We start from the raw sequence: 11,248 nt of genomic DNA, 5'->3' as shown, positions 1-11,248 counted from the left end.
TTGCTTTTCTGCCAGCATGCGCCAATTGAATACCAGCAATGGCACCATTTTCGTGAATAAAAGAAACAATTTGTTTCAACTTTTCTACATGCTCATCTTTCCAGAGGCCTAAGTCGGCATGTGTAATTCTGCCTTCCGGAACTACTGCTGTAGCTTCCTGAATAATCAAAGCGGCACCACCAACAGCTCTGCTGCCTAAATGAACCAAATGCCAATCGTTGGCAAAGCCATCAATAGCTGAGTATTGGCACATTGGAGAAATAACGATTCTATTTTTTAGGGTTACATCCTTTATGGTAAAAGGAGAGAATAATTTTGACATATATTTTTGTTTAACTACAAAGGCAATCAGTGCTTTTTTAGAAAGTAGTGTCTTAGCTACTATTTGGAAATTAAAAACCGGCGTTTTTTAATGCTGTGTTGATGAATTGAATTTCATCAGCACTTAATTTTACATTTATTGCTTCGGCATTTTGGATGGCTTGTTTTTCATTTCTCGCCCCAACCAAAGCAATTGTAATTCCTGGCCGTTCGATGGTCCAGCGTAAAACCAATTGGGATAAGGTTGCATTTTTCTCTTCAGCCAAAGGCTTAAGTTTGGCTAAAAACGAATTGGTTTTCTGAATACTTTCCGGAGTGAAGAATTTATTTCCCTGGCGATGATCGCCCTCTTCGAATTTATAGTCGGCAGTCATTTTACCAGTCAACAAACCTCTTTCCATCGGGCTATATGCTAAAACCGATTTGTTATGCTCAAGGCAAAAAGGAATTATTTCCTCTTCAACAGCCCGATTAACCATGCTAAAAGGAATCTGATTGGAAATAATCTCCAAAGTCTGATCAGCTTCTTTCAACTGTGCCACATCATAATTGCAAACTCCAGCGTACCGCACCTTCCCTTGTTCAATTAATCGGCTAACTGCTTCGAAAGTTTCACTAATTGGAGTAGTCACATCCGGCCAGTGTATCTGATATAAGTCGATATAGTCTGTTCCTAACCGCTTCAAAGATTGTTCACACTCGAAAATTACACTTTCCTTTCCGGCATACTTATAAACATCAATGTTTTTACCATCATTGTTTTTGGTTTGCATAGCCAATTTCCCTTTTTCTAAATCCCAGCGCATGCCAAATTTGGTTACCAGCTGGATTTTGTCTCTTGCAATTCCTTTAACTGCTTCGCCAACAATTTCCTCACTATCTCCTTGTCCATAAATTGGAGCAGTATCGATGGAAGTTACCCCTAAGTCGTAACCCGCCTGAATAGCTTTAATGGCATCGTTTCGATCTGTGCTGCCCCACATCCATCCACCTGCCGCCCAGGCGCCGAAAGTAATTGCTGAAAGTTCTAAATCAGAGTTTCCTATTTTTCTGTATTCCATATTATTTTTTAATGATTTGATCAACCGCATAGGTATTATGCGGTAAATAAGCTAACAACACGGATAAAAATGCCACATGAATTAACTGAGATGGTAAGGCTTCCCAATTTTCGATCATTGTTGTTCCAAAAATTAGGGCTAAAGAAATCAGGCCTGCAAGCAATAGTCCCTGTCGGGTAAACAGGCCGATGATGATCAATAGACCTGCAATGAATTCAGCAAAAGGTAAAATATAGCTAAAGGGAACTACTAAAAATTCTGGCAGTAATGATTTGGAAAACTGGCTAACCATCCAATTGCTAAAGCCGGCAAGTTTTGGTAAACGCACCAAGCCGTGTCCGAAAAAACTTAAGCCAATTGCTAACCGACTAATTAAGTAAGCCCAGTTTTTATCCATTATTTATCGTGTTTACACAAACATACAATCCAAATGTTAAGGATGTTTTAATGCAACGGATATTAAACTCAAGTTTTACAAAGGCGTTATAAAAAATAATTTTTACAAAAATTTGGATGTAAATAAATAAATCATACTTTAGTGTATTATTTAACTAATACAGTAAACATGATTCATGTTAACAATCTTAATTTTGGTTACAGTAAGCATAAGCCATTGTTTAAAAATATGAGTTTGCAATTAAATGCCGGACACATATATGGTTTGCTGGGGAAAAACGGAGCGGGTAAATCCAGTTTGCTTAAAAATTTGGCTGGTTTGGTATATGCGCAAAGCGGAAAAGTAAATGTATTGGGTTTCGATCCGAAAAAACGTCAGCCGGCATTGTTAGAACAAATCTGTTTCATCCCGGAAGAATTTTATTTGCCTGCCGTTAAAATTGATGCTTACCTCAAAGCCAATGCACCTTTCTATAAAAAATTTAATCATAACTATTTTACCGAGCTATTAAAGGAATTTGATATTCCGGTTTCACAAAAATTAATTGATATGAGTTATGGCCAGAAGAAAAAGATCATTATCGCTTTTGGTTTGGCTACCCAGGCGAAGCTGATCATTATGGATGAACCTACAAATGGATTGGATATTCCTTCAAAGGCACAATTCAGGAAAATTATGGCTTCTGCCTTAACCGATGATTGTTGCATCATTATCTCCACGCACCAGGTTAGGGATTTAGATAATTTGATTGACACCGTAATTATGCTGGATGAAAATGATATTGCTTTAAAAGCATCCGTTGAAGAAATTACCGAGAAACTTACTTTTAAAAAAGTGAAAGAAATAGATGCCAGTATTATTTATGCCGAGCAATCACTTTCCGGCTACAATGCGGTATTGCCAAACTACCATCAGGAAGAGAGCAAACTGGATATAGAATTACTCTTCAATGCCATTTTAACTGAGAAAACAAAATTTAAACCTTTATTTGATTAAGCCATGAACAACACATTTAATATTAATCGATTTGGCTTATTGCTCAAAAGACAATGGCTGGATTTTGGGAAAGTTTATTTAGGAACGCTAATTATATTAACTGGAATTTTGGTCGTGGCCTATTGGATATTTATGCCATCAACGGATAATATTATGCTGAACATTAGAAAAAGTCCGGAATTAAGCTTCAGGTATTTGGTATTTACGTTTTTAGGATTTTTCTTTATCAGTATCGTAGCCAGCAGTTACTTTATTAATCTTGGAAAGAAAGCAGATTCGATTGTAGAACTGATGATTCCAGCCTCTATTTTTGAAAAATTTGTATCAGGTGTTTTTTATACATCAATCTTAAGTACATCTAGCTTTTTATTAGTATTTTATTTAGTCGATTTAGCTTTCGTAACGTTTTTTAATGGGCAGATAAGCCATATGATTGATAGCAATTTAGCACTAAAACCTGCTGAAACTATAGTAAATGAGGTTTCTAACGATACTCAATATCTTAATTATTTTAAATACAACCTGATTTCACCCTTCACTGTTACCAGCATATTTTTGCTTGGATCAATCTATTTTAAACGATTTCATTATATCAAAACGGCTATAGTAGTGATATTATTTACCGTTTTGTGGGTATCACTAACCTTTTATTTCATGAATTTAATGATCGCTGATACGGTGTGGATTGGTAATCAATACTGGCATAATGATAGCCATATTTTTTTAATTTTCAGCCTGGTTGCACTGGTAGTTACAATTGCATTCTGGATTACAACATACATTCGATTAAAAGAGAAGGAGGTTTAGATGGATTTTAGTAATAACAAAGCTATTTATTTGCAAATAGCAGAATATGTGTGTGAACATATTCTTCTGGGGAAATGGAAACCTCAGGATAAAATACCATCGGTACGGGAGTTGGCAGTAGATATGGAGGTGAACCCAAATACAGTGATGCGTACTTATGAACTTTTACAAAAGCAAAACATCATCACCAACAAAAGAGGAATTGGTTTTTTCTTAGCTCAAGATGCCATTGCAAACGTAAATATTTATCGTAAAACTACTTTTATCGAAGATGAATTGCCACAGCTATTTAGAAACATGTATTTGTTAGAAATAGATTTTGAGGAATTGAAAAACAGATATCAAACATTTGTAACAGAAAATTTTAACGCCTAGAAAATGAAAACAAGTAATAAAATTCTAATTGGTATGGCTGCTACTTTACTGATTGTGCCACTAACTATAATGATTTTGGTTGCCAAAACAAACAGAATAACTACGCAACAATACAATCAAATTATTTTAGGAGAGGAAGATTTAGATAAAGAGGGTAGCAGGTATGTGAAGAAATATGATACCGAACCTTTTGATAAAATCTCCATCCACGGAACTGATTTTGTTAGTTTAAAAATTAAAGTATTTAAGAGCAATAAGTTTGCGGTTAAAATCACTAAAGATCTTTCAGAAGAAGTTCTAAGTTTCAAAAACGTCAATCAGCAAATCGAAATAAAACTCCCTTCTGCTAAAATATATGGAGGTGGCACCATTATCGTATTTGCTCCAAACTTAACCCAGATTAAAATTGATGATGTTAACCTCAACCAGTTATTTGTGAAAGATGGTGACAGCTTAACTTTAGACTTAGGAAAAAATGCGAGTTTTAGCATTTCAGAAGGTACAAAAATTAAGCACCTATCCATCACCAACAAAAATTTGAAGGCCATTAATGAATATTGGATCGATAATAATATTTACAGTTCAGGCATCACGAAACTTGATGTTAGCCTGAACAGGTCGACGCTAAATATTTATAATTCGGCGATCAGCACATTAGACTTAGATGTTAATACTACGAAGGTTAAAGTGAGCAATGAGCAAGGTAAAACGCATGACCCCATAGAAAATCTGGTGCTTAAAACGACTGGAGAATGCAACGTAAATTTTGAGAATATCAAAATTAACAATGCAGAAGGGAATATCTCTAATTCAACTTCCATTCAGGTGCCAATTGCTAACCTGAAGCAAATGTTGCAGAAGTAAAATCTAAATTTTAACATGATAAAACTATTTATAATCAATGCCTTACTCATTTTGGCTTCCTTCTCCGCTAACGCTCAAAGCCTATCTGCCAAGCTAAAACAAGCCTTTAAAACAGATGATGTAAGCTTGTTTAATTTAGCGCTTAAAGAAGATAAAATCGTGATAGATTCCTGTTTACTGCTTGAACAGAAGCCGTATTCCTTATTTGCGATCAGCATCAGAAGCAAGTCAATTAAGGTTTTACAGGATTTAATATCAACTAAAGCAGATGTAAATAAAATCTGCGACGATAAAAGCCCCTTGATGTATGCCGCGAAATATGGTGAATTAGAAGCCGCCAAGGTTTTAGTCAAGGCTGGCGCAGATGTTGGGTTGAAAAATCGGGAAGGAAAAACTGCTCTTGATTACGCCCGAAAATACGAGAAGAAGGAGTTGATCGACTATCTCTCGAAATAACGCTGCGAAGCTTCCGCTTAGGAAGCTTCGCTTTTAGTGTTGTTGTATAAATTGTACTGATTTTCTAATATCCTCTGCTAGTATTCGATCTGCATTATTAAAACTTACTACCGTTCTGTACGCAGAAAAGAGTGCCTCAATTTTCGGAGAAGATTTCAAAGGCTTTCGAAAGTCTAACGCCTGGGCAGCAGTAAGCAGTTCGATGGCCAAAATATTTTCGAGGTTATTTACCACCCGCAAGCATTTGGTTGCACCATTGGCGCCCATGCTTACATGGTCTTCCTGGCCGTTGCTGCTCACAATACTATCAACAGATGATGGTGTACACAACTGTTTGTTTTCGCTTACAATTGATGCAGCGGTATATTGTGCGATCATTAAGCCCGAATTTAACCCTGCATCTTTAATTAAAAACGGTGGCAGATTTCTCTGACCTGAAATAAGTTGAAACACTCGCCTTTCGGAAATAGAGCCTAGTTCTGCCAAGGCAATACATAAGAAATCAAGACTTAAAGCCAAAGGCTGTCCATGAAAATTTCCTGCAGAAATGATCCGGTCGTCCTCAGGAAAAACGTTTGGATTATCTGTAACGGAATTGATTTCCGTTTCAAATACATTTCTTACATATGCTATGGCATCTTTACTTGCTCCGTGTACCTGCGGTACACAGCGAAACGAATACGGATCTTGAGTCTGTTTTCCGCTGCGGTGAAATATTTCACTACCATGTAATAAATCTTTAATCTTTTTTGCAGTTTCCAACTGCCCCTTATGCGGCCTGATTTGATGACTTAAATGATCAAATGGATCAATTCTATAATCAAAAGCATCAATAGACATGGCGGCAAGCTGATCGGCCCAATCACTTAAATTTTCAGCTTTCAGCAAAATATGAATACCATAAGCGCTCATAAATTGAGTACCATTGATTAAAGCCAATCCTTCTTTAGATTGAAGTGATAAGGGCTGCCAGTTTAACTGTTCATAAAGTTTAGCGGTGTTAAGCCTTTGCCCTTTATAAGTTATTTCGCCTTCGCCAATTAACGGAAGTGCCAGGTGTGCCAGTGGTGCTAAATCGCCTGATGCACCGAGCGACCCCTGTGTGTAAACGACAGGCAAAATATCGTGGTTGTAAAAGTCAACTAGGCGTTGTGCAGTAGCGAGTGCAATGGCAGAATAACCGTAACTCAAAGATTGGATTTTTAAAAGCAACATTAACTTTACAATCTCTTGTGGTACCATTGTTCCGGTACCGCAGGCATGAGAAAGCAATAAATTGTATTGTAGTTTGGTTAAGTTCTCTTCCTCAATTTTTACATTTTGTAGATATCCAAAACCGGTGTTAATTCCATAGATTGGATCTTCATGGCGTTTTAGCTTGTTGTCAAGGTAGTTTCTGCATTTTTGAATGCGCTCAACAGATTCCTGGCTTAATGCGATTGGCTTGTTTTTCAGAATAATTTCTTTTAAAACATTTAATGTTAGCGGCTGTTCGCTAATATAAAAAACAGGCATATTTAAACTATTTGGTTGCTCAAAAGTATAAATAAGTATTAAATTAGGCCGATTCGCTTTTTATCATCGCATATAATATTTTACTCATGAAGAAAATTTTCGTTGTACTTGCACTTACCTTATTTATTTTAACTACATCAAGAGCGCAAAAAACAGATACGCTTTCTATCACTCTAGAAAACGTGAAATATCCATACCCCGTAAAATTTTTGCCGCTGAGCACTGAAGGTCAGGATATAAAAATGGCCTATATGGATGTGGCGCCAACAATAGCGGCTAATGGTAAAACAGCGATTTTATTTCATGGTAAAAACTTTGGCGGTTACTATTGGGGCAATGTAATCAAAGCATTAACAGCTATTGGTTATCGTGTAATCGTTCCTGATCAAATTGGTTTTGGAAAATCATCTAAACCATTTATTCATTATAGTTTCCACCAGCTGGCTGCCTGGAACAAAAAATTACTTGATACCCTGGGTATTCAGAAAACGGTGGTACTTGGCCATAGCATGGGTGGCATGTTGGCCACGCGTTTTGCTTTACTTTATCCTAATACAACTGAAAAGCTGTTACTTGAAAACCCTATTGGGTTAGAGGATTATAAAACATTTGTACCTTATGTAAATACCCAACAGCAATATCAAACCGAGTTAAAAACAACGGCAGAAAGCGTTCGGAAATATTATCAAAGCTCGTATTTTACTTATTGGAAACCAGAATATGAATATTTGGTCAATATTGCCGGAGGGGTTACATTCAGTGCAGATTATCCACGTTGGGCAAAGGTTGCCGCCATGACCTTTACGATGATTTACGAGCAGCCTGTGGTTTATGAATTTCAAAATCTGAAAGTGCCAACGGTTTTATTTATTGGAAAAGAAGATAAAACAATTGTTGGCAAGGGGCTTTTAACGCCTGATCAGCAAGTGCTACATGGGCAGTATAGATTTTTAGGCAAGCAAACTGCAGCAAAAATTCCAGGCGCAAAAATTATAGAGTTCGAAGCCTGCGGTCATATTCCCCACATCGAAATACCCACTGAATTTTTAGTGGCACTTACTGGAAGTTTATAGCGGAATTTCTTTACCAACAATTTTGTTAATGCCCTGTAACTCAAAATTAATTTTTTGTCCCATTGCAGTCATTGTGCCAGTCATTTCCATTCGCAGGTGACTTTTAAGGATTAAGCCACTTTTTAAATCGAGTTCGGCGTCGCCATTGTTGGTTCCTGTTAAATCCGTTTGCATTTTATTGCCCATGGTTTCAAAATCACCTTTAGAGGTTAGTGTTCCTGAAATGTTCAGGTAAGCGATGCCATTTTTTACTTCTTTAAGCGTGTATTTTGTAATCGTTTCGATGGGCATCGTCATTTGCATCTTGGTATCAACAGTCCAGCTATCGCCAACTTTAACAGGTTTTTCCGGATAAACTTTTAGCGACGACTCCATGGTTTGTTTCATGCTTTCAGAATTAAATTGTTTGGCCAATGATGCCTTTACACTATTCATTACAACAGAGTCTTTAGACATTTTAGAGGCCATGCGGGTTAACATGGCATCAATGCCGGTTAATGATTTTATGGAGCCATCTGGTGCCATTACCATTCTGAAAGATGCACCTTTTATCCCACGGAAAGGATTTTTTTTGGTTGTATCCGCATCATCTGAATCCATGGCCATTGTATTTCCCATAGCCGACGATTTCATAAAAATGCGATTGTAAACGACATCAATATCCTTATCTAAGTCACTGCCATTTCTAATATCGAAAGTATAATCAGTTCCGATGGTTTGTGTAAGGTTTATCTTCTGGCCTGAAATTTCCTGATTGATAATTTGATCAGAAGCCATAGAGAAATTATATTTTTTTCCAATCGGTAGATTTTGCTTTAGTGCATATGGCTTCTGTGCAAAAGCGCCAAATGAAAGGAATAAAAAAGAGAGAAGAAATATTTTGAATGTTTTCATTTGGGAGATTGGTTTAGCTTTTTGGAGATTAAATGTGATAATGACTTTCAGCCAGCTGGTTGTTGGGAAAATATTCTTGTTAACTGATGATACAAATCCGGATGTTTATCTTTTAATAAATCTGGTTTTTCAAAGAAATATTCAGAAACGACTGCAAAAAACTCTGCCTGGTTGGTAATGGCATAGGGGTTAATATCTGACTTGTTATCCTCAATTTTCTGCATTTCCTCGTGCATCATTTTTATCCATGGCAAAGTATATTCGTGAGCCATTAAATTTTCCGGTACACCATCGGTAGCGCCATCAGATTTATCTAGAAGATGCACAAATTCGTGTATTGCTGTATTTTCTTTTCCAGCACTTTTAGAAAAACCGTGTCGCAAGGCCGAGCGAGATAAAATCATTTGTCCGTTCATGTAACCACTTCCTACCATGCCCATAATTTGCCTTTCCCCACCTTCAAACTGAAAATCCTGATTAAAGGTGTCTGGATATAACAACACTGTGCTGAGGTTTTTATATTGCCAATCTGTGAAACCGAAAATTGGAATTACAGCACTCGAAGCTATCAGCAGCTCATCTAATGTGGTCATCTCTAATCCCACAGGTTCAATTTTAACAGTAGCAAAAAATGTGGCTACCTTTTCTTCAAACCTTAATTTATCAGTTGAATCTAAATTGTGGTAATAAGCTACATAATCGTCCAGAATCTTTTTATCGGTATCAGTTAAAGGATCAATTTTTGGCTTCTTTTTTTTAAGGATCAGATAAAGGGCAATTATACATATGGGAATAAGGTACGCAAAGGGCAGTGAATTCATATTTGGTTTATTGATGTCAGATTTAGTTGGTTTTGAAGAATAGAGGGGACTTGGAAAGTTAAATTGGCTTTGAGTGCAAGCAATAGCCACAATCAAAGCCAACTTATGCTGGTTTAACTTTCCAAAATTTCCAACTGGGTAATAATGTCTTCTCTGGTAACCGGATAAGGTTTTTCATGGTTTAAGGCCAGGTATGCAGCATCAAATAATGGTAAATAACTTCCCAGTTCCGACGGAATTACTTCTTTTGTTTTATTTCCCTCAGCATCAATTGTGGTCAATATGCCTTCATTTCCATTGAGTTCTACTCCGTAGCCCTCATCGTTAAGTTTCATGCCGGCAAGCAATTGTTCTTCCTGAATATCGGCCCGTTGTTTAATGAAACTTCCATTTACGCCATGTAAAACAAATGCGGCCTGCGGATTAACAACCAACATACTGGAAGTAACAAAAACAAAAATACTATCAGGATAAGTGAGCTGGATGCTAAAGTAATCATCAACAGCTGTGCCCACTCTGTTTTTACCCAGAATTTTATGATAATTTAAAGGTTTGCCGAAAATGCTGATTACCTGGTCTAAAAGGTGTGGACCTAGATCGTAAATTAAGCCGCTTGCCTCAATGGCCTGTTCTTTAAATGCTTTAGGACCAATAACATTCCTGTAGCGATCATAACGCAAATGCATCTCATTCAGCTTTCCAAGCTTTCCGCTTGCCAAAACTTTTTTAACTGACGTAAAGTCGCTATCCCAACGGCGGTTTTGATAAAATATGATTTGTTTGTTAACCTCATCGGCTAGTTTATACAACTCTTTAGCCTGTGCAGACGTAGCTGTAAATGGTTTTTCAACCAGAATATTTTTTCCCTTTTGTAGCGCCGCTTTCGAATGTTCGTAATGAAGGTTGTTAGGTGTATTCACTATTACTAACTCAATTTCTTCATCGTTTAAGAGCTCATCTACACTATTATAACTTGTTATTTGAGGATAATCATTTATAGCATTTTTTTTGCTGCGCTCCACAACTGCCTTTAATGAAAATCCTTCATGGGTATCTAAAAACGGGGCATGAAATACTTTTCCCGACATGCCGTATGCCAATAAGCCTGCTGTAATTGTTTTTTTTGAATCTGTACTCATAAAGATAAATGTAGCCAAAAATACTTTTTGGCAGGCTATCGGAAACGTTGAATGATAAAAGTTTTACTTTTTAAAGTCAAAGTTTCGGCTTTCTGGTTTCATCTTTTAGCTTCGTTCTTTTTAACCTTATCTTTGCAGCATGAAACCATCAGAGATTAATGCCAAGTGGAAAGTTTTACAAGAGCGAATTGCTCAGGAGTTTGATTCTGATTTTCCAGACTTGAAAGTAATGCTGTTTTTAATTGGTGTGCAGGAGCTAGGGAAGGGCCCGAAGAAATATAGCAAAAGGCAAAAGGAAGAGCTGATGCATATTGCAACTTGTCGTTTGCTCAGTGAGATGGATTTTTATGAACTGGAAGGTGTAGATCAGGATGGCTGGCCGCATTGGAAACTCGTTAAAGCGATTCCTCCTTATACCATGCTTGAGCAAGAGATGCTAATGAAATCTTTAGTGGTAAGTTATTTTGAAGATATCTATTCCTGATAATCGCCTGTTGATATAAACGATAAAATCTTTTTAAAAACGCAT

At 36.9% G+C, this 11,248-nt stretch carries 14 protein-coding genes; 7 read left to right on the top strand and 7 right to left on the bottom strand.

The features are described from left to right. The 3 genes from ON09_RS19060 to ON09_RS19050 form a co-directional block, all read right to left on the bottom strand. A partial coding sequence (locus tag ON09_RS19060) for an oxidoreductase (protein WP_010602664.1) occupies positions 1-322 on the bottom strand: 322 nt, incomplete at its 3' end. A 70-nt stretch (positions 323-392) separates the two neighbouring features. Beyond that, positions 393-1,382 (bottom strand): aldo/keto reductase, encoded by a 990-nt coding sequence (locus ON09_RS19055; protein ID WP_039842899.1) that lies wholly within the window; start codon positions 1,380-1,382, stop codon positions 393-395. 1 nt (position 1,383) lies between these two features. Next, the gene (locus tag ON09_RS19050) at positions 1,384-1,779 is read right to left on the bottom strand and encodes a DoxX family protein (protein WP_010602662.1); all 396 of its coding nucleotides are present in this window, start codon (positions 1,777-1,779) and stop codon (positions 1,384-1,386) included. Between the two features lie 228 nt (positions 1,780-2,007). On the opposite strand from ON09_RS19050, the gene ON09_RS19045 reads away from it, so the two are divergent. From ON09_RS19045 to ON09_RS19025, 5 genes are read left to right on the top strand one after another with little or no spacing between them, the layout of a single operon-like run. Continuing rightward, positions 2,008-2,775 (top strand): ATP-binding cassette domain-containing protein, encoded by a 768-nt coding sequence (locus ON09_RS19045; RefSeq protein WP_238533746.1) that lies wholly within the window; start codon positions 2,008-2,010, stop codon positions 2,773-2,775. Positions 2,776-2,778: 3 nt separating this feature from the next. Continuing rightward, positions 2,779-3,582 (top strand): hypothetical protein, encoded by an 804-nt coding sequence (locus ON09_RS19040; protein ID WP_010602660.1) that lies wholly within the window; start codon positions 2,779-2,781, stop codon positions 3,580-3,582. Beyond that, positions 3,583-3,957 carry a GntR family transcriptional regulator gene (locus ON09_RS19035; RefSeq protein ID WP_010602659.1) on the top strand — a complete coding sequence of 125 codons (375 nt, stop codon included), beginning with the start codon at positions 3,583-3,585 and terminating at the stop codon, positions 3,955-3,957. Positions 3,958-3,960: 3 nt separating this feature from the next. Next, complete coding sequence (locus ON09_RS19030; protein ID WP_010602658.1) at positions 3,961-4,821, top strand: hypothetical protein; 861 nt, start codon at positions 3,961-3,963, stop codon at positions 4,819-4,821. Between the two features lie 15 nt (positions 4,822-4,836). After that, complete coding sequence (locus tag ON09_RS19025) at positions 4,837-5,277, top strand: ankyrin repeat domain-containing protein (protein ID WP_010602657.1); 441 nt, start codon at positions 4,837-4,839, stop codon at positions 5,275-5,277. A 33-nt stretch (positions 5,278-5,310) separates the two neighbouring features. On the opposite strand, the gene hutH is transcribed toward ON09_RS19025, so the two are convergent. Beyond that, positions 5,311-6,792, bottom strand: coding sequence for a histidine ammonia-lyase (hutH, locus tag ON09_RS19020; RefSeq protein ID WP_010602656.1), 1,482 nt, complete (start codon positions 6,790-6,792; stop codon positions 5,311-5,313). Positions 6,793-6,878: 86 nt separating this feature from the next. On the opposite strand from hutH, the gene ON09_RS19015 reads away from it, so the two are divergent. Next, positions 6,879-7,865 (top strand): alpha/beta fold hydrolase, encoded by a 987-nt coding sequence (locus ON09_RS19015; protein WP_010602655.1) that lies wholly within the window; start codon positions 6,879-6,881, stop codon positions 7,863-7,865. On the opposite strand, the gene ON09_RS19010 is transcribed toward ON09_RS19015, so the two are convergent. From ON09_RS19010 to ON09_RS19000, 3 genes are all read right to left on the bottom strand, one after another. Continuing rightward, positions 7,860-8,759, bottom strand: coding sequence for a DUF6263 family protein (locus tag ON09_RS19010; RefSeq protein WP_010602654.1), 900 nt, complete (start codon positions 8,757-8,759; stop codon positions 7,860-7,862). The two genes, ON09_RS19015 and ON09_RS19010, sit on opposite strands and share 6 nt — an antisense overlap. 47 nt (positions 8,760-8,806) lie before the next feature. Next, positions 8,807-9,580 (bottom strand): M90 family metallopeptidase, encoded by a 774-nt coding sequence (locus ON09_RS19005; protein ID WP_029204474.1) that lies wholly within the window; start codon positions 9,578-9,580, stop codon positions 8,807-8,809. A gap of 113 nt (positions 9,581-9,693) precedes the next feature. Then, positions 9,694-10,719: a Gfo/Idh/MocA family oxidoreductase gene (locus tag ON09_RS19000; protein ID WP_029204473.1), complete on the bottom strand. Its 1,026-nt coding sequence runs from the start codon at positions 10,717-10,719 to the stop codon at positions 9,694-9,696. Positions 10,720-10,858: 139 nt separating this feature from the next. Here ON09_RS19000 and ON09_RS18995 point away from each other — a divergent pair, with 139 nt between their 5' ends. After that, entirely contained in the window at positions 10,859-11,203 is a 345-nt protein-coding gene (locus ON09_RS18995) for a hypothetical protein (RefSeq protein ID WP_010602651.1), read from the top strand. Positions 11,204-11,248 lie beyond the last annotated feature (45 nt).

The sequence above is a fragment of the Pedobacter agri PB92 genome (genome assembly GCF_000258495.1).
Taxonomy (GTDB): domain Bacteria; phylum Bacteroidota; class Bacteroidia; order Sphingobacteriales; family Sphingobacteriaceae; genus Pedobacter; species Pedobacter agri.
The sequence above is the reverse complement of the archived record's forward strand: the minus strand, read 5'-3'. Positions and strand labels throughout refer to the sequence as shown.